This window comes from Brachyspira murdochii DSM 12563 (assembly GCF_000092845.1).
GTDB classification, from domain to species: domain Bacteria; phylum Spirochaetota; class Brachyspiria; order Brachyspirales; family Brachyspiraceae; genus Brachyspira; species Brachyspira murdochii.
Genome location: NC_014150.1, coordinates 60,083 through 79,700 on the forward strand (window position 1 = coordinate 60,083; position 19,618 = coordinate 79,700).

Here is a 19,618-nt window from a genome sequence, read left to right on the forward strand (position 1 = left end):
TTTATATTTTATTTTATGTACTGACTATTATTGTAGTGTTCTAAATCTATAATAGCTTTTAATATCGTTTCTTTATCAGCTTTATATGAACTTATATTTAACTCATCAAGAGCAAGTGTACCATCTAATGCTGTATTAAAATCTTCATCTTCTAAACTTAAATTATTTATGCCTATATCTTTTAAGCATGTTGGAAGAGACATAAATTTATTAAACTTAAAAATATCATCTCTGGCATCGTATTGTTTATCCATAGTAAGAAGCAGTAATATAGCATATGATACTAATTCGCCATGCAGTAATTTTTCTCCTACTGCTTTTAATTTTTTTAATCCATTATGTAAAGACATATGATAATTATCTTTTATCATTATAGATGTTAATCCTACTGTGTATATTATATGAAGTATAACTCTGTTTAGAGCATCTGTTACCTTTTTATTTCTAAAATCATCTACAGCTTCTAAATAATATTTTAATATATCATTAGAGCAGTTTTTTATAACTTCTATGCCTAAAAAATTTTTATAATTTAAGTTTTCATCTCTTGTGCATAATAATGCTTCATACTGTTTGGAAAGTGCATCTGATATACCAGCTATAAAATAATTTTCAGGAGATTTTAATATAACATCAGTATTTATAAATGTGTGTAAAGGCGGTCTTTTCAAATTAAACATTTCTCTAAAACTTCCGTCATTATAATATATAACAGATGAACAAGTTACAGCAGCACAGTTTGAAGCTAATGTTGGAAATGTAAATATAGGCTTATTCATCATATTGGCTAAAACCTTTGATGTGTCTAATGCTCTTCCGCCTCCTACAGCAAATATCATATCTGCTTCCATAACTGCTTTTTTCTCTTTAAGTAAATCGATATTTTCAAATGTAGAATTTCCTCCGTAATGAAGCATTCCGGTTATATTTATGTCCTTTATATTATGTAGTATAAGCTCTATTGATGCCTGAAGAGATTTTTTGCCGGATATTATAACAGCTTTGTTTCCATAATTTGAACATATATCATATATATATTTATAAGCGTCTTTTCCTATACTGAAATTAGGTAAAAATAAATTTTCTGTGGTCATTTTTTCAATCCTTTTAATTAATATTATTATTTAAAATTTTAAGTAAGTTATTTTTTAATTCATTAAATTATTTTTATTGTATATATTAAAATTAATAATTAATAATCATATTTTTCTCCTTATAAAAAATTTTTTGTTTAAAACAAATTTAGTCTATGCTTATATAAGCTATAAACTAAACAATTTTTATCCTGGCTTAAAAGATAGGTACCAAGCAGTCTGTAATGTTAATTTTGTATAATGACTTTTAGATTATTAGTGCTTTTATTTGATGTTATAGTTAAGATAATAAACTATAACATCAATTTATTTTCATTAAAAATTATTTTAATATAGCACCAGTATTAGCAGACTGAACAAGTTTTCTGTATCTTCCAAGCCAGCCTCTAATTTCTTCTAAAGGTTTAATAGGAATCTCTTTTCTTCTTTTTTCCATTTCTTCATCAGAGATTTCTAAATTGATTTTATGATTAGGAATATCTATACTTATGATGTCATTTTCTTTTATAAAAGCTATTTCTCCGCCGCTTGCAGCCTCTGGGGAAACGTGCCCTATAGAAGCACCTCTTGAAGCTCCGGAGAATCTTCCGTCAGTGATTAAAGCAACATCTTTATCTAGTTTCATACCAGCAAGAGCAGAAGTAGGGTTAAGCATTTCACGCATACCCGGTCCGCCTTTAGGTCCTTCATATCTTATAACTACAACATCGCCTTTATTTATTTTTCCAGCATATATAGCAGATATTGCCTCTTCTTCACTGTCAAATACTCTTGCAGGTCCTTTATGTACAAGCATCTCATCAGCAACAGCAGAACGTTTAACAACGCAGCCGTCTTTAGCTATATTACCCCAAAGTATAGCAATTCCGCCTGTTTTACTGTAAGGGTTTTCTATATTTCTTAAAACATTATTATTTTTATTAACAGCATCTTTTATATTTTCAGCTATTGTTTTACCAGTAGCAGTAAGAAGCGAAGTATTTATAAATCCGCCCTTATCAAGCTCTTTCATAACAGCAGGTATTCCGCCGGCTTTGTATAAATCTTCTATATAGTTATGACCTGCAGGTGCTAAATGACATAAATTAGGAGTACGGTCACTTACTTCATTGATAGTTTTTAAATCTATTGGTATTCCAGCCTCATTAGCTATAGCAAGCAAGTGAAGTACACTGTTTGTAGAGCAGCCCAATGCCATATCTACAGCAAGAGCATTCTTGAATGATTCTGGAGTTATTATATCCAATGGTTTTATATTGTTTTTTAATAATTCCATAACCTGCATACCAGCTTTTTTAGCAAGTAATGTTCTGGCAGAATATACTGCAGGTATAGTTCCATTTCCGGGAAGTGCTATACCTAAAGCCTCAGAAAGACAGTTCATACTATTAGCAGTGTACATTCCCGCACAAGAACCGCAGCTTGGACAAGTATTTTGTGCATATTCTTCTAATTCTTTATCATTTATAAGATTAGCCTTTTTTGCTCCTACCGCCTCAAATATATTTGATAAACTTATTTTTTCATCTCCATGATCACCCGGAAGCATAGCTCCTCCGCTTATGACAATGCCCGGTATATTCATTCTTAAAAGTCCCATTATCATACCCGGAACTATTTTATCGCAGTTAGGTACTAGTACAACTCCGTCTAAACCGTGTGCTATAACCATACTTTCTACAGAATCAGCTATTAACTCTCTTGAAGGAAGAGAATATTTCATTCCCAAATGTCCCATAGCTATACCATCACATACACCTATTGAAGGTATAAGTATAGGAGTACCTCCTCCTATTAAAACTCCGGCTTTAACAGCCTGAGAGAGTTTATCAAGATGTATATGTCCGGGTACAATTTCACTGTATGCAGAAATAATTCCAATCAGAGGTCTTTTTAATTCTTCATCTGTATAACCCATAGAATAGAATAATGATCTGTTTGGTGCTCTTTCATCACCTTTTAATACTCTGTCGCTTCTTAAAGAACTATTTTCTCTGAAACTCATAATTATTTCTCCATTTAATAAAATTGTTATTTATAGTAAAATTGTAATGCATACATTCTATTAGCAGAATGATAAAAAATCAAGAGTTTTTTTGTATTTTTTCTTATTATAAAATAAATATGATTTTTTCTTAAATAAATATTATTTTTTATTAAATAAATTTGATTTATTATAAATTTTTATTGACTTTTTTATTTCTAAGTGATAACATCTTTCTACTAATTTACATTGTTATGTTATATTAGTAAAATTCTTTTTTAATAAATTAAATTTGTAATTAAGCAGTACAGGCAGGATAATCATGTTTAAAAAAGTTGGTCTACAATTTCAAATTACTATTTCAATATTAATTCCAATTATACTAATTATAATTTTAGCAAACGGATTTATAACAATATACAGCGGGAATATAAGTAAAAGTCTGTCATATAGAATATTAGAAGAGACTTCTTTAAAAGAGGCAAATATTATAAAAAATACCATTAATAATAACCTATATAATGTAATGGGACTTAAAATTAATATAGAAAATATATACAATAGAGGAATAAGAGACAGAGAAACCTATAAACAATTAACTTCTGTATTTTTTAATAGCCTTCCTGATGATATAAATGGTCTTTCAATAGCTTTTGAACCTAATGCTTTAGATAATGATGCAGACTATACAAATTCAGAATATAGAAATGCTAACGGCAGATTTAATTATTACATATCAAGAAATGGAGAGGCATATTTATCTATAGATACTTTTAATGTGGATTATTACACAGAACCTAAAAGAACTGGAGATATATATGTATCTGGAGTTTATAATTCTACAGTTAATGTTGGAACAGTACTTTTTACATTATGCATACCTATAAAACCAAACAATAAATTTATAGGTGTTATCTATGTTGATATATTCGCGGATTCTGTTACTTCTTTGCTTAAAGATATTGCCCCTTTTGAAGGTACTTTAATAATGCTTTATGACCAGAATGGGGCTTTAGTATATGATACGCTTAGTAAAAATGATATTTCAAAAAACATTTATGAAGTATATCCTCATTACAAAAAATATAATATATTTGAAAATATACAGTCTGGAAAGTTCTCCATAATAGAAGCATATGGTGAAAGTGCTAAAAAACATTTTACTTATGCTTTTACTCCTATAGAAATATCCAAAGGGGTATATTGGGGATTGGAATTAGCTGCCCCTAGGGACATAATATTGAAAGACAGCATCATTATGAGAAATTCTCTTATTGTTATATTAGCAGTAGTTATTATTATATTTGCTGTACTTATACCATTTATTATAAAGAAAAAAGTATCTGATATTATTAATTCTTTTGCTAGAAATATTTTAGATATGTCCAATGGTGATTTAACTGTGTCTATGCCTAAAGACTTTAATAAAAGAAAAGATGAATGGGGAGATATTGCAAGAGGCTGGGATAAAGCTATGAATAATTTTAACAAAGTTATCAATACTGTAAAAAACTCAGCGGAGCAGGTTTCTACTGCTGCTAATGAAGTTTTGGCTGGAAATAATGATTTATCAGAAAGAACAGAATCTCAGGCTTCAAGTTTGGAAGAGACTGCAGCATCAATGAATCAAATGGCTAGTGCTATTAAAGAATCGGCTGAAAATGTTGCATCAAGCACTTCTATGGTATCAGAGGCTAAAGATCATTTGAATAAAGCAGGTGAAATAGTAGAAGAGAGTGTTAGTAAAATGGACGATGTTTATGAAGCAAGCAACAAGATTATGGATATTACAAAACTTATAGAAAATATTGCTTTTCAGACAAATATATTAGCTTTAAATGCTTCGGTTGAGGCGGCACGTGCAGGAGAGCAGGGCAGAGGTTTTGCTGTTGTAGCAAGCGAAGTAAGAAATCTAGCACAGAATACTCAGGAATCAGTAAAAAACATTACTTCATTAATAACAGACAGTAATGAAAAAATTCATTTGGCTGCAGAGAGTGTTAAAGAATCAAAAGATATATTTATGGAAATATCAGAAAAGATGGATAATGCCTCTTCTTTAATGGATAGAATCAATACAGCGGCTCAGGAACAGGAAAAAGGCATAGAACAAATAAATATAGCTATTAATAATATGGACGCTGCATTACAGAAAAATGCTTCTTTAGTTACTGAAGCTGCTTCCGCATCAGAATCATTATTAAATGAAGCTAATGAACTTATTAAATCAATAGAATATTTTAGATTAAAAAATAATTAATAAGTATATATGGATTAATTTAGCATGATAATAGTATCATACTAAATTAAAAATATCTTAATATTATTATAGTTTTTTCTCGTATAGAGCCTCTATTTTATCTTTGTATGCTTCTGTAACATTGGCTCTTTTTATTTTTAGAGACTGAGTAAGAAGTCCGTTTTCAATAGTAAACTCTTCATCAGTTATAATAATTTTTGCTATAGCTTCATAAGGTCTGAAACCATTTTTATAATTTATAAGTCTGTCTAGTTCTTCTCTTATAAGTTTATAAACTTCTTTTGAAGATGCAAGATTTTTTTCATCGTAAGCAATCTTCTCTTTATCAAAATAATATTTAATATTTTCTTTATTAATAACTACTATTGCTCCAGTAGATGCTTTATCCTGACCCACAAGCATTATCTGCGATATATAGCTTGATTCCATAGCTTTATTTTCTATAGGCTGTGGCTCTACATTTTCACCAGTAAGAAGAACAATAGTTTCTTTAGCCCTTCCTGTTAAAACGATTTCTCCTTCCTGAGTATATGTTCCCAAATCCCCTGAATTAAAGAAACCATCTATTTTTGCCTGTGCAGTTAATTCTGGGTCTTTATAATATTCTTTAAATATATTTGGTCCTTTAATCCAGCAAACTCCCATAACTCCGTCTTTGCATGAATTACCATCTTTATCTCTAATTTCAATTTTTACTTCTGGAATAGGAGCCCCGCATGTTCCTCTGTAATTTTTGTACGGAGATCTTAATGTAACTACTGGAGAAGTTTCTGTTATTCCCCAGCCGACTACTAGATTTATACCCACTGCCTCAACAAAATCTTCAATATACATAGGCAATGCACCGCCTCCTGATATCGTAAGACGTATCTTTCCTCCTGTTAATTCCATTATTTTGCTGTATACCATTTTTTTAGCCATTTTATGAAATAAAGGATCAAACATTCCTATGCTATATTCTGCTTTTTTATCCTCTCTTTTTTCATCTCCAATAAGATAAACTAAATCATTTTGATATCTTACACTTCTTATATAGCTTATAGATCTTTTTATTATAAACTTAATGAACTTCTTTAGAAATGCATTTTTTCTGTCTATATTTTTCATCACAGTATTATATATATTAACCCATATAGCTGGTACTGAAATAAATATGTCTGGTTTTTCTTCTGTAAAATCATTTTTTAAATATCTTTTATTTGTTATAGCGGTAAAACAGCCTATTATAGCAGTTACATATGATATTGTTCTTTCATATATATGCCATATAGGAAGAATAGTTAAAAGTTTTTCACCTGCTTTTAATTTTATTATATCTGGGAGAACTCTCACATTATGAAGTATATTTCCATGAGTGAGTATTACACCTTTAGGTTTTCCAGTTGTTCCGGAAGTATATATTATAGTTGCTATGCTTTCATTGGTTAATTTGGCTGCTTTTTTTACAGCGAACTCTTCATCGCCTTTTAAATGTTCTTCTCCAAGTTCTTCAAATTTATCAAAAGCATATATATTATTTTCTGGGTCATGCATAGAACTGTCAAGCAAAACTATTAATGATAAATCTTTATGATGTTTTTTTATTTTTTCAAATACATATTTATTTTCTACAAGTACGGCTTGAGCTTCACTGTGTTCTATTATATAGTTTAACTCATCAGAAGTGGAATCTATACCTCTAGGTACATCAGCAGAACCTAATGCCAAAAGTGCCATATCAGATACAAACCACTCTATTCTGTTTTCAGAAAATATAGCAACATGTTTCTGAGCTAATCCTTTTACTTCAAATGCTTTGGCTATTGCATTTACTTTATCATAAAGTTTTTTATATGTAATTGTAACTTTTTCATCATTATTATTTCTATATCTATATGCAGGACTTTGCGGCATGTTTTGTACTGTTTCAAAAAAGGCACTAGGTATAGATGTATAATTTCTCATAGAATCTCCTAATTAATTATAACTATTTTTTTATAATGAGTAGTGAATTATAACTATAATACATATTGAAAATATTACAAGTACTTTACAATGTATTTTATTATATTTTCACTGTATGAAGATACTGTAAAATTATGTATTGATGACTTTGATAATTGTAGAAATTTTTCTTTTATGTCTTTATCTTTATATGAAAGTAACATAGCTTTATAAATTTCTTCTATATTTCTTGTATTGCAGCTTATAGAATAGTCCTTAACGGCTTCATAAACTCCAGACTTATTCGATATTATTGATATGCAGGAACAGTATAATGCTTCTATAACTGTAAGTCCGAATGGTTCATTTATAGCCGGCATTACAAGAGCATAGCTTTTGTTTAATAATTCTTTTTTTTCTTCCTCTGACACGAAACCTTTAAATATTATATTCTTTTCTAAATTATTTTTTTTTACAAAGTTTTTTAAATATTTTTCATACCTTCCTTTTCCAGCTATAATAAATTTTAATTCTTTATTATCAATATTTTCTAATAATATTTTGAAAGCTGATAATGCATTTTCTATATTTTTTGGCTTTTCTATTCTTCCTATATACAAAAAATGTTCGCTTTCTTTTATAGGAAGAAAATCAATATTTGATGTAATGCATGGATATATAACTTCTGCTTCTCTATTATAAACTCTTTTAATACCTTCTTTTGTTCTGATACTGTTTGATATTATATAATCTATTTTGCTTACCCCAAGTCTGTCTAAATGCATAGTGTATCTTGCTATTATATCCAAAGTTTTCTGAAGTTTTTTATAGCTTTTATCATCATATCCGTAAAGCCTTACACTTGGCTCATGGCAGTACCAAAAACTTTTAGGTAATTTTATATTATTTTTTTTAGCATAATCGTATGCGAGTCCAAAAAATATTGTAGCTGGGAAATTATGTATCAAAACCGCATCATAGTTTTTTAATTCACTAGCTAAAAATTTAGATGTTTTATTAAATATAAAAGGGTTTAATGTAATATCTGTTTTTATTTGCTTTATATAATCTGGTGCATTATCTCTTAATCTATAAGTATAAATTACTGTCTCTATACCGATGCTATGCCAATACTCAGTGCTTGATAATATTACATTTTCAGCTCCGCCATTATATCCGAATGTAGGGTGTAGTACAGCTATTTTTTTTATATTGTAATTGTTCATACTTTAATAATAATTTATTTTTTATAATCTTACAAGCAGAATTTATTATTGATTTTTTTTATAATAATTATATTATGTATTGATATACACGTATAATATTATATATTAAGGAGTGAAAATGAAAAATATATTTATTTTAATGATTATTGTTTTCTCTATTATTTCATGTAATAATGCTAACTCAAACAAGGAAAATGATATGAATAATTTTACAATGTATACGAATGAAGATAAAAGCATAACAGTTGAACAAAAAAATATTACATATAATATTGATTATAAACCTAATGTTGTTTATGCGAGTAAAGACAATACAGATTTAACACTTCAGATATTAGTTCCAAGACTTCTTGAAACTGACACTAATGCAAGATATCCATTGATAGTTTATATACAAGGCTCTGCATGGAGAAAGCAGAATGTATATAGAAATTTAATTGCACTTGGAGATTTTGCTAGAAGAGGTTATGTTATATCAATAGTAGAGTACAGACCAAGTGATGATGCAGTTTTCCCAGCACAAATTGAAGACACTAGAGATGCTATTAGTTTTATGATAAATAATGCTGATAAATATAATGCGGATACTAATAATATATTTGTTTGGGGGGATTCTTCAGGCGGACACACTGCCTTATTTTCATCAATACCTTTAAGTGAAAATGACAATACAATACCTAACATTAATGCAATAATAGCTTATTATCCTCCTACCGATTTGCTTGATATGAGAAATGATCCTTTAGGCTCAACTACTGGAGATGCAGATAGTCCGGAGGGTATTTTGATTGGCAGAAAAAATGTTTATGATTTTCCAGAAGAGGCTAAAAGAATAAGTCCTTATTATGAGATTTCAAAGGTTACTAATATGCCTCCTATATTCTTGGCACATGGAATGTCTGATTCTCTAGTACCTTTTAATCAGAGTAAGATTTTAGCTGATAAACTAAAAGAAGAAAACAGAGTATATGAGTTTTATGCACTTAAAGATGCAGACCATGGGGATTGGCAATTTTGGGCTAAAGATATGTTTGATTTAGTTGAGAAGTTTATAAACAAATACAAAAAATAATTTTTTATTAATTTTTAACTATACTGTAATTATAAAAATATTTTTGCAGTATAGATTTTATTATATATTATTGACAAAAAATATAAATAATATATAATGACTTCATTATGAAAACTCAGAACTCAGAACTCAGAACTCAGAACTCAGAACTCAGAACTCAGAACTCAGAACTCAGAACTCAGAACTCAGAACTCAGAACTCTCATTAATATACTATAAAATATATTCTATTTTTTATAGTACAAAACCTCTATTGTCATTGCAAGATTTAGTTTTAATAAAGATTTTATTAGACAATCAATTTCTGCTTTCAATTAATTATTTGATTATAAAAAATAAATTAATATTTTTTTTAGTTTACTTTAAAAATAAAAAAATAATAACTCTTTTAAGCAAATATATAATTTGATGAATATTCCTTTAATACAAATAATACAAATATTTTTTCATAATTATAAAATTAAAGGAGTTTTTATGTACTTAGCACCTGTAGGTTTAGTAGTTTATAATAGAATTGAACATACAAAAAGAGTTATTGAAGCTTTAAAGAAAAACACTTTGGCTTCAGATACTGATTTATATATATTTTCAGATGCACCTAGTAAAAAAGAAGATGAAGAAGCTGTTTATGAGCTTAGAGAATATTTAAAAACTATAAAAGATGGTTTTAAAAATGTTTATATATATGAAGCTCAAAAAAATTTAGGTATAAAATATTCCACTGTTAATGCAGTAAACACAATATTTGAGCATCATGAATATTTTATAGGTTTGGAAGATGATATTGAGACAAATAAACATTTTCTTGAGTTTATGAATAATGCTTTGAATTATTATAAAGATGATGAAGATGTAATTGCTATAACAGCATTTTCGCATAAACATGCTACTAAAAATCATAAACATGATGTTATATTTACATACGCTTTTCATAGCTGGGGCTGGGGTACTTGGAAGAGTAAATGGAATAATATAAATTGGGATACTTGCGATACTTCTTGGTATAATAAAAGTATTAAGCATAAAATATTAGGAGGCGTTTTTTCTTGGTTTCATTTACTTGCTATAAAAAAGTCTGTTAAGGATAATCTTTATGTTCAAAATAATTTATGGGATATTTATTATTCATTTACAATGTATAAAAATAAAAAATTATGTGTTTGGCCTTCAAAAAAATCTTTTACAAATAATTTTGGTTTTGATGGTACAGGCTATCATAAATTCGATTTTCATCATGGCTACTTTGAAAAAAATTTAGATGATGATAATATGAATATAGAGTTTTCATCTGATAAAAAAATGAATTTCTTTGAGTATCTAATTATATCAATAAAGATTGGTATATTCAGTTGGGCTAATGGATTTATAAGTATGTTTTTTAGTAAATTTCTTAAAAGATAAAAAATTAAATCTTTGCCCACTTTTCTACTTTTATAACCCAAGTATTAGTTTGATTGGCAGCTTCAAGTCCTACTTCGCTGTCTTCAAATATAATGCTTTCTTCTTCTTTTACATTAAAATGATTTATACATTTTAAAAATATTTCAGGGTGAGGCTTTTTATTTTGTATATCATTTCCTGTTAATACTAAATCAAATAATCTTTCAAGATTGAATTCTTTTAATATAGCATAAACTCCTTTTGGAGAGGAAGTTGTTGCTAATGCTGTATATTTAGATTTTTTTTTACTTTCAATTAATATTTCTAACATCAGAGGGTGGATATTAACCATATTCAAATTTTGTAAATATATATTTTCTTTTCTATTATGTATTTTTTCTATAAGTTCATTATTTTTATTTTCATCATTTGTAAGTTTATTATTTAATTTTAAAATATTATTTGTGAATGTTCTATAATGAAGACCGAAACATTTATTGTAATAATAATCTTTGTCTAATTCTATGCCGTATTCTTTAAAAACATTGCTGTATGAGTAGTAATGCAAATTAGCACTGTCTATTAAAGTACCGTCCATATCGAATATTAATAATTTTATATTATCAGAGCTTATCATTTTTTATTCCTAATTTATACTATTTAAATTAATTATACCATATAAACTTATAAAATAAAGAATTCCAATTTATAATAAAAATGATATATACTGGAACGATTTCATTTTGTCAACTGATATACATTATATAGAATTATCAACTTTTTTGCCGCACACGCTCTGCGGGCTTCGCCAAAGTTTTTGCCAAAGGCACGCTTCGCGAAAAACGCAATTGCTAGAACTTTATATTTTATATATACGTATTAAATGTAGTGTATATCCGTAATTTAGGACAAAAATTCAGTTCTTTTGGTTCTTTTATACAAATACCGAAAGGTACCTACTCGGTAAAAGAAATGGGGTGCGGGGCAAAGCCCTGCAAATATTTTAAATTAAAAAAATTAATTTTGACAAAATAAAATTGTTTAGGTATAATAAGTTTTATACGTTTACTGTAAAAAGTATTGAGTATTAAGAGAGAAATACATATATGAAAAATACTAAATTAAGAATTGAAAAAATTATTAGTCTGCTTTCAGAAGGACTTTATGAAAGAGAAGAAATAGTTGCATTAACATTTTTAAGTGCCGTAGCAGGAAAGCCAATATTTTTATACGGTCCTCCCGGTACAGCTAAAAGTTTCATTGCAAAGAGAGTATCATCAGCTTTTAAAGAATCTAAATACTTTGGATATTTAATGCAAAGATTCAGCACACCTGAGGATATATTCGGACCTATTAGTTTGGAAGAGTTAAAAAATGACAGATATATTAGAAAGATAGAAGGATATCTTCCAGACTGTGATTTTGCATTTTTAGATGAAATCTGGAAAAGCACTCCTGCCATACTTAATACACTTTTAACCATAATAAATGAAAGAGTTTTTAAAAATGGATACAAAGAAATCAAAGTTCCATTAAAGGCATTGATTTCTGCAAGCAATGAAACACCTCCGGAAGGTCAGGGGCTTGAAGCATTGTATGATAGATTTATCATGCGTTTGATGGTAAGACCTATGAAAAATAAGGATAATTTTGAAAAGATACTTCAAAATACTCAAATTAATTCATATGCAGAAATTGATGAAGAGATTAAAATATCATCAGATGAATGGGTAAAAATAAGAGAAGAAGTTAATGATATAAAACTTTCAAAAATTGTTATTGATATAATTCATAGAGTGAAACTCTCTATAGAAAAGTTTAATGAAGATAACAGAAATATTGCTATATATGTATCCGACAGAAGATGGCAGCATATATCATACTTATTAAAAACAGCGGCGTACTTAAATGATAAAGATGAGGCAGATATTTATGAGGCTTTTTTAATAGAGAATTGTTTATGGAGTTTGGAGGAGCATATTGAGGCTGTAGACAGTATTGTTGAAAATGCTGTAAGAGAGTCATATAGTTTTAATAATGAACATATTAATGAATGGAGAGAGAGTTTTAAGAGTGTTCAGGAAAATATAGATAATGAGTTTTATGAATTAGAAAAAACTTATGACACAGAAAATATTGATGATAAGCCGTATATTGCAAAGATATTAAATATAAATATAGATGAATACGGAAATAAGGGAGAGACTATAATATATATACCAATAAAACAGTTAGGCAAAAAAGGTTATTTTTATCCTTTGGATTTATCAAGAAATCAGACGAAAAAATTCAGATGCAGTTTTAATGGTACTGATAAATGCACTGTAGAAATAAATTCTGCCACTTCTGTGAATGGTTTTGTATCAAATAAATTATCAAAAAATTATGAGTTTTTAGAAGAGTTTGAACCAGACTTCTATATGAAAAAAATCGGATATAAAAAACAGGAAAAAGAAAAAAAATCTTCATATATAAAACTTCTTAATTCATTAATATCAAGTATTGAAAATATAATTATAAACTTAAAAAATGATTATAATGCAAATAGAGAAAATACTAAAAGTATATTTATCTCGGAGGAAAAATTTAATATTTTTGATGATATATTTAATTCTTATATAGATAGTCTTGAAAGCGAAAAATTAGATGCTCAAAGAATAAAAAGCGAAATAGAAAATCATGAAACAATTTGATAATAATTCATACAGAAACGAAATAAAAAAAACTGAAAGTATGGCAAGAGGAGTTTTTTACGGCTCTTTTGAAAACATAAATGAAAAAAGACTTGAGGAAGAGCTTGAAGTAAAAATAACAAAATGGAAAAAAGATTTAAATACTTTTACCAACGAAAATAATCCTTATGATGAAAATAAAACAGAATTAGAAATATCATTAAAAAAATTAAAAGTCTTAAAAAATAAAAATATAAAAACTACAAAAGAAGATATCATAAATGATTTAAATAGTTTTAGTATTTTATCAGATGATAGCAGTGTAGAGTTTTGGAAAGATAAGCTGCATAATTCCGATAGTTTGAATATTAATTTAAACATCATAAAAAATAATATTTTATCTTCATGGCAGAAAACTTATAATAAAAAAAATAATGAATGGCTTGTTTCTACTGTAAAAGAAAGAAGAGATAAATTTATTTCAGATATAGAATCTTGGATTAGTTTGATTAAAAAATTAAGATACATGTCAAATATATTAAGGATTAAAACAGGAGTATTATGGGATTTTAGAGTAGGGGAGCTTGAAGAAAATGATATATCTTTATTAAACAGATGGGTTGAGTTTATAAATAAATATAAAAAAGAAATAGAAACTATATGCGATAGTATTGGAAAGAGAGTTGATATTGAAAAGGCTTTAAAAAATATAGAGTTTAAAAATACTTATAGTTATACAAATAAAAAGATAAGCTCTAAAGAAGAGATAGTTGGTATATATTTTGCTAAAGATATAGAAAATGTAGTTCCGGAAGAGCTTTCACTTTTATGCGATGAAGATAGTGAAAAATTGTTCAAATTAAAATATATAGAAAATAGGCTTATGTGTTTTGATAAGAGTGCCTATGTATTTAATGAAAATGATTTTGACATTGTTAAAGCTGGGTATAAAGAAGGCAAAGGCGATATGATTATATGCATAGATACAAGCGGCTCTATGAAAGGAACTAGCGAGTACATTGCTAAAGCTATAATGTTTAAAATGGTAATGCAGGCTTTATCGGAAAATAGAAATGCTTATCTTATAAACTTTAGCACTGAAATATATACTTGCAGATTTACTAAAAATAATGGTATTGAAGATTTAATAAAGTTTTTAAAATTAAGCTATCATGGAGGCTCTGATATATATAAAGCTCTTTATGAGGCAAACAGAGTTATGAATACATCTTCTTTCAAAAATGCTGATGTATTAGTATTATCCGATTTTATTATGGAAGATATGCCGGACAATTTAGTAAAAATATGCTCAAATCAAAGAAATAATGGAAACAAATTTTTTGCTGTATCTATTGGTAAGTTTCCGTTTGGTTATTCCTATAAAAAAGTATTTAATAGGCACTGGATATTTGATATAGACAGCGGCATAAAAGAGATTTGTTAATTTATTATAATTTTATTTGTTCTAACTTGTATTTTCTATCTTTAGGCATGAATATATTTATAATCTTTTCTTCTTTCTCTACTGATGCTGTTGTATATATTGTTATATCATTAGTTTTATCTGTATTTATTAAATTGTTTTTTTCCAAATATTCTTTTACTGACATAGAAGTATGATATGCAGGGTCTATAATATTTTTTATGGAGTTTTTTACATTATATTCCAAAGTTTTTTTTATGTCGTCAATTATATGCGGATAATGAGTGCAGGCAAGTATCAAAGTATCAGATTTGTCATCTATATTTTTTAAATAGTTTTTAAGTACATCTAATCTGTTATCATAGCTGTACCAATCATTTTCTATCATAGGGCATAATTCTTTGCAAGATATTTGAGTAATTTTGCTTTCTTTATTATGTTTATTTATTTTATTCTTATACACATTAGAATGAACTGTAAACTCTGTCGCCATTACAGATATATTGTTATTTTTTGTTTTATTTAATGCATCAGCTACACCATTTGATATTACTTCTATAATTGGAATATCATATTTTTGTTTTAATATGTTATATGCACAAGCTGATATAGTATTGCATGCTATTATAATTATCTTGCATTTTTTGCTTATTAAGAATTCTACCATCTTTGATGTAAGATTAATAATTTCTTCTTCTGACTTATCTCCGTATGGTATATTAATATTATCTCCCAAATATATATAATTTTCATTAGGCAGCAATTGTAATAATTGTTTTAATACAGTTAATCCTCCGAATCCCGAATCAAAAACAGCTATAGGCATACTCGAGATAGATGAATTGATGTTCATAATTTTACCCTATTAAGTTAACTAAATAAATATCAGTTATTATATAAAGTATTTTTATAAAGTCAATGATGATATTGTGAAATAAAAGCTATATTTTGTAATAAATACACTTGTATATAAGTAAAATATAGTGTATAATGAATTATTAAAAATTTACAGTAATAGGAGTATTTTTGATGAACAGTAGTATCATGGAAGCTCTACAAATAATGGTCATAGGTATGGGCGTTGTTGTATTGTTTTTGATTATATTAGTTTTCGTTATGAAATTTGTTAGTGCTGTAGTAGCTCAGGTGGATAAGTTAATGCCTCCGCCTCAAGAGGATTCTTCATCTTCTCCGGCACCAGTTCAAACAGTAAATAATGATAAAATGGTTGCTATAGCTATAGCTTTGGCACATGTTCACAGCAATAAATCTAAGTAATAGTGAGTTTTTTAAGGAGATATAAGAATGGCTAAAAAAGAAGTAAAATTTATGCTAACAGCATTCAGAGATGGTTTTCAGTCCGTTTATGGTGCTAGGGTATTATCTAAGGATTTTATGCCTGCAGTAGAGGCTTTTGTTAAAGCAGGCGTTACATATTTTGAATCAGGCGGCGGGGCAACTTTCCAAAGTGCTTTTTTCTACAATCAGGAAAATGCTTTTGATGTAATGGACACTTTCAGAAAAACAGTAGGTCCTGATGTAAACTTACAAACATTGGCAAGAGGCGTAAATGTAGTTGGTTTGGAATCTCAGCCTAGAGAAATGATAAAAATGCATGCACAGTTATTCAAAAAACATGGTGTTACAACTATTAGAAACTTTGACGCTTTAAACGATGTTAATAACCTTATTTTCAGCGGTAAATGTATTAAAGAAGCAGGACTTAAACACCAAGTATGCGTTAGTATGATGGCTTTGCCTCCGGGATGCGAAGGTGCACATGATGCTGCTTTTTATGCAAAAGTATTAAAACAAATTAAAGACAATGTTGAATTTGATTCAGTATGTTTTAAAGATGCTTCAGGTACTACTACTCCTCAAGTTGTTTATGATACAGTTAAAGAGGCTAGAAAACTTTTAGGTTCTGATATGCATATACAAGTTCACAGCCATGAAACTGCTGGTATAGGTGCTGTTCAGTACAGAGCTGCTTTAGATGCAGGTTGTGATTGTATAGACCTTTCAGCTGCTCCAGTATCAGGCGGTACTTGTCAGACAGACTTAATAGTTATGTGGCATGCTTTAAGAGGAACTGAATATGAATTAAATATCGATATAGATAAAATTAGAGAAGCTGAAGAAGTATTTAAAGACTGCATGAAAGATTACTTCTTACCTCCGGAAAGCAGAACAGTAGAGCCTATGATTCCATTTGCTCCAATGCCGGGCGGTGCTTTAACTGCTAATACTCAGATGATGAGAGATATTAATGTAATGAACAGATTCCCAGAAGTTATAAAAGCTATGACTGAAGTGGTAAAAAAAGGCGGTTTTGGTACTTCTGTAACTCCAGTATCTCAATTCTATTTCCAACAGGCATTTAATAATGTAATGCAGGGCAATTGGAAAAAAATAGCTGACGGATACGGTAAAATGGTATTAGGCTATTTTGGTAAAACCCCTTCTACTCCAGACCCGGAAATAGTAAAAATAGCAAGCGAACAATTAGGTTTACAGCCTACAACTGAACTTGCTATGGATATAGATGATAAAAACCCTAAAAAAGGAAGAAAAGCTGCTGAACAGGCTTTGAAAGATGCCGGTATAACAGATCTTTCAGATGAAAATGTATTTATAGCTGCTGCTTGTAAAGAAAAAGGTATACAGTTCCTTAAAGGCGAAGCTAAACTCGGTATTAGAAAAAATGCTCCTAATGCTTCTTCTTCTGCTGGTGCTTCTCAAGCTGCAAGCAATGAAGTTACAGTTACTGTAGGCGGTTCAAGCTATGGAATAAAAATAGAAAATGGAAAAGCTATAGTTGACGGAGTAAGCTATGACTATACTATCAAAGATGGTATAGTTGCTGGTGCTTCTCAGGCTGCTGCTTCTGCTTCTTCAGGTTCTGCTACTCCAGTTACAGCTGGTTTACCTGGTACAGTTGTAAAAATAGTAGCTCCAGTAGGAACACAAGTTCAGGACGGTTCTACAGTATTAATAGTAGAAGCTATGAAAATGGAAGTAGAAATAAAATCTTCTGCTAATGGTGTTGTTAAAGAAGTTAAAGTTAAACCAGGAGACGCTGTAGTTGCTGGTCAGGAATTGGCTATTGTAGGCTAATGATGATGCTTGTTGTAAGGAGATAAAAATAATGAGAAAAATATTTTTAGTATTTGCACTTGTCTTTATGACTGCATCAATGGTGCTTGCTCAGGAAAGTACTCAGAAACCTCTTAATATAAAAGATTCGCTTATTTCTTTGGCTAGAAATACTGCTTTCGGAGGTCTTTTCCCTAGAAGCGAACAGGAAATAGCAGAAGCTCAGGCTAAAGCTGAAAGCAGCAAACAAGAAAAATATCAGACTAAATTAAATGATATTAAAGTTAAATCTGTTCCTCTATGGCAGAATCTTATAATGATTTGTGTAGGACTAGTTTTAGTTTATCTTGCTATAGCTAAAGGATTTGAACCATTACTTCTTATTCCTATAGGTATGGGCGGTATTTTGGCTAATATTCCTATTGCTAATATTGCGGCACTTCCTGTAGTTGAAGTTATGAACGGCATACCAGTAACTTTAAGCAGCGGAGGTTTTTTGGGTCAGATATACACTTTTGGTATTGAATCTGGATTGTTCCCATTATTCATATTTATAGGTGTTGGTGCTATGACAGATTTCGGACCTCTTATTGCTAACCCTAAAACTGCATTATTAGGTGCTGCTGCTCAGATAGGTATATTCGGAACTTTGCTTGGTGCTATGATATTATCAGCTTATGTTCCAGTAATTTCTTTCACTTTGAAAGATGCTGCTTCTATAGGTATTATAGGCGGTGCTGACGGTCCTACTGCTATATTTACAGCTTCAAGACTTTCACCTTCTTTATTGGGTGCTATTGCTGTTGCTGCTTATTCATATATGGCTTTGGTTCCTATTATTCAGCCTCCTATTATGAAATGGCTTACTACTGAAAAAGAAAGAAAAATTGAAATGAAACAGTTACGTCCTGTAAGCAAAAGAGAAAAAATTATTTTCCCTCTTAGCGTTATAATACTTGTAGCTTTACTTTTACCTGATGCTGCTCCTCTTATTGGTGCTGTTATGTTTGGTAATTTGCTTAAAGAATCTGGTGTTACTGACAGACTTTCAAAAACTGCTCAGAATGAATTAATAAACATTGTTACAATTATGTTAGGTTTATCAGTTGGAAGTAAATTAGCTGCTGATAAGTTCTTACGTTTTGAGACACTTGGTATATTGGTATTAGGTTTAGTAGCATTCTCTATGGGTACTGCAGGCGGTGTTCTTCTTGCTAAATTAATGAATTTATTCAGCAAAGATAAAATCAATCCGCTTATTGGTGCTGCCGGAGTATCTGCTGTTCCTATGGCTGCAAGAGTTGCTAACAAAGTAGGACAAGAGGCTAACCCTCATAACTTCTTACTTATGCATGCTATGGGACCAAACGTTTCTGGTGTAATTGGTTCTGCAGTTGCTGCTGGAGTGCTTTTGGCTATACTTGGTTAATGATTAAATTATTTATAAAAAATTAAAAGGTGTGAATCTTCAAAATGATTTGCACCTTTT

At 29.1% G+C, this 19,618-nt stretch carries 14 protein-coding genes; 8 read left to right on the forward strand and 6 right to left on the reverse strand.

All coding sequences use genetic code 11. The features are described 5' to 3' along the window. Positions 1 to 8: 8 nt before the first annotated feature. Positions 9 to 1,094 carry an iron-containing alcohol dehydrogenase family protein gene (locus tag BMUR_RS00265; RefSeq protein ID WP_013112593.1) on the reverse strand — a complete coding sequence of 362 codons (1,086 nt, stop codon included), beginning with the start codon at positions 1,092 to 1,094 and terminating at the stop codon, positions 9 to 11. A 322-nt stretch (positions 1,095 to 1,416) separates the two neighbouring features. Beyond that, entirely contained in the window at positions 1,417 to 3,099 is a 1,683-nt protein-coding gene (ilvD, locus tag BMUR_RS00270; RefSeq protein WP_013112594.1) for a dihydroxy-acid dehydratase, read from the reverse strand. Between the two features lie 301 nt (positions 3,100 to 3,400). Between ilvD and BMUR_RS00275 the strand changes: the two genes are divergently transcribed. Further along, entirely contained in the window at positions 3,401 to 5,338 is a 1,938-nt protein-coding gene (locus BMUR_RS00275; RefSeq protein ID WP_013112595.1) for a methyl-accepting chemotaxis protein, read from the forward strand. A gap of 66 nt (positions 5,339 to 5,404) precedes the next feature. Here BMUR_RS00275 and BMUR_RS00280 read toward each other — a convergent pair whose 3' ends face one another. Continuing rightward, a complete protein-coding gene (locus BMUR_RS00280) occupies positions 5,405 to 7,282 on the reverse strand; it encodes an AMP-dependent synthetase/ligase (RefSeq protein WP_013112596.1) in 1,878 nt (625 codons plus the stop codon). Between the two features lie 74 nt (positions 7,283 to 7,356). After that, positions 7,357 to 8,487 carry a glycosyltransferase family 4 protein gene (locus BMUR_RS00285; RefSeq protein WP_013112597.1) on the reverse strand — a complete coding sequence of 377 codons (1,131 nt, stop codon included), beginning with the start codon at positions 8,485 to 8,487 and terminating at the stop codon, positions 7,357 to 7,359. Positions 8,488 to 8,605: 118 nt separating this feature from the next. Here BMUR_RS00285 and BMUR_RS00290 point away from each other — a divergent pair, with 118 nt between their 5' ends. Further along, positions 8,606 to 9,559: an alpha/beta hydrolase gene (locus BMUR_RS00290; protein WP_013112598.1), complete on the forward strand. Its 954-nt coding sequence runs from the start codon at positions 8,606 to 8,608 to the stop codon at positions 9,557 to 9,559. Between the two features lie 473 nt (positions 9,560 to 10,032). Beyond that, positions 10,033 to 10,959: a hypothetical protein gene (locus BMUR_RS00295; protein ID WP_013112599.1), complete on the forward strand. Its 927-nt coding sequence runs from the start codon at positions 10,033 to 10,035 to the stop codon at positions 10,957 to 10,959. Between the two features lie 4 nt (positions 10,960 to 10,963). Here the strand turns inward: BMUR_RS00295 and BMUR_RS00300 are convergent, their stop codons facing one another. Further along, the gene (locus BMUR_RS00300; RefSeq protein WP_013112600.1) at positions 10,964 to 11,575 is read right to left on the reverse strand and encodes an HAD family hydrolase; all 612 of its coding nucleotides are present in this window, start codon (positions 11,573 to 11,575) and stop codon (positions 10,964 to 10,966) included. Positions 11,576 to 12,044: 469 nt separating this feature from the next. Here BMUR_RS00300 and BMUR_RS00305 point away from each other — a divergent pair, with 469 nt between their 5' ends. Together BMUR_RS00305 and BMUR_RS00310 are read left to right on the forward strand one after the other, a co-directional pair. Then, on the forward strand, positions 12,045 to 13,631 hold the full coding sequence (locus BMUR_RS00305) for an AAA family ATPase (protein WP_013112601.1): 1,587 nt from the start codon (positions 12,045 to 12,047) through the stop codon (positions 13,629 to 13,631). Beyond that, entirely contained in the window at positions 13,618 to 15,054 is a 1,437-nt protein-coding gene (locus BMUR_RS00310) for a VWA domain-containing protein (RefSeq protein WP_013112602.1), read from the forward strand. The genes BMUR_RS00305 and BMUR_RS00310 overlap by 14 nt, the downstream gene beginning before the upstream one ends. 4 nt (positions 15,055 to 15,058) lie before the next feature. Here the strand turns inward: BMUR_RS00310 and murI are convergent, their stop codons facing one another. After that, the gene (murI, locus tag BMUR_RS00315) at positions 15,059 to 15,886 is read right to left on the reverse strand and encodes a glutamate racemase (RefSeq protein WP_013112603.1); all 828 of its coding nucleotides are present in this window, start codon (positions 15,884 to 15,886) and stop codon (positions 15,059 to 15,061) included. Between the two features lie 176 nt (positions 15,887 to 16,062). Between murI and BMUR_RS00320 the strand changes: the two genes are divergently transcribed. From BMUR_RS00320 to BMUR_RS00330, 3 genes are read left to right on the forward strand one after another with little or no spacing between them, the layout of a single operon-like run. Continuing rightward, positions 16,063 to 16,311 (forward strand): OadG family protein, encoded by a 249-nt coding sequence (locus tag BMUR_RS00320; RefSeq protein WP_013112604.1) that lies wholly within the window; start codon positions 16,063 to 16,065, stop codon positions 16,309 to 16,311. 27 nt (positions 16,312 to 16,338) lie between these two features. Further along, the gene (locus BMUR_RS00325; protein WP_013112605.1) at positions 16,339 to 18,150 is read left to right on the forward strand and encodes a biotin/lipoyl-containing protein; all 1,812 of its coding nucleotides are present in this window, start codon (positions 16,339 to 16,341) and stop codon (positions 18,148 to 18,150) included. A gap of 31 nt (positions 18,151 to 18,181) precedes the next feature. Then, entirely contained in the window at positions 18,182 to 19,558 is a 1,377-nt protein-coding gene (locus tag BMUR_RS00330) for a sodium ion-translocating decarboxylase subunit beta (RefSeq protein WP_013112606.1), read from the forward strand. The last annotated feature ends 60 nt before the right edge of the window (positions 19,559 to 19,618 follow it).

Bases quoted from the DNA above. Each gene is read 5' to 3' on its own strand.
- BMUR_RS00265 (WP_013112593.1), bottom strand. From the start codon at position 1,094: ATGACCACAGAAAATTTATTTTTACCTAATTTCAGTATAGGAAAAGAC.
- ilvD (WP_013112594.1), bottom strand. From the start codon at position 3,099: ATGAGTTTCAGAGAAAATAGTTCTTTAAGAAGCGACAGAGTATTAAAA.
- BMUR_RS00275 (WP_013112595.1), top strand. From the start codon at position 3,401: ATGTTTAAAAAAGTTGGTCTACAATTTCAAATTACTATTTCAATATTA.
- BMUR_RS00280 (WP_013112596.1), bottom strand. From the start codon at position 7,282: ATGAGAAATTATACATCTATACCTAGTGCCTTTTTTGAAACAGTACAA.
- BMUR_RS00285 (WP_013112597.1), bottom strand. From the start codon at position 8,487: ATGAACAATTACAATATAAAAAAAATAGCTGTACTACACCCTACATTC.
- BMUR_RS00290 (WP_013112598.1), top strand. From the start codon at position 8,606: ATGAAAAATATATTTATTTTAATGATTATTGTTTTCTCTATTATTTCA.
- BMUR_RS00295 (WP_013112599.1), top strand. From the start codon at position 10,033: ATGTACTTAGCACCTGTAGGTTTAGTAGTTTATAATAGAATTGAACAT.
- BMUR_RS00300 (WP_013112600.1), bottom strand. From the start codon at position 11,575: ATGATAAGCTCTGATAATATAAAATTATTAATATTCGATATGGACGGT.
- BMUR_RS00305 (WP_013112601.1), top strand. From the start codon at position 12,045: ATGAAAAATACTAAATTAAGAATTGAAAAAATTATTAGTCTGCTTTCA.
- BMUR_RS00310 (WP_013112602.1), top strand. From the start codon at position 13,618: ATGAAACAATTTGATAATAATTCATACAGAAACGAAATAAAAAAAACT.
- murI (WP_013112603.1), bottom strand. From the start codon at position 15,886: ATGAACATCAATTCATCTATCTCGAGTATGCCTATAGCTGTTTTTGAT.
- BMUR_RS00320 (WP_013112604.1), top strand. From the start codon at position 16,063: ATGAACAGTAGTATCATGGAAGCTCTACAAATAATGGTCATAGGTATG.
- BMUR_RS00325 (WP_013112605.1), top strand. From the start codon at position 16,339: ATGGCTAAAAAAGAAGTAAAATTTATGCTAACAGCATTCAGAGATGGT.
- BMUR_RS00330 (WP_013112606.1), top strand. From the start codon at position 18,182: ATGAGAAAAATATTTTTAGTATTTGCACTTGTCTTTATGACTGCATCA.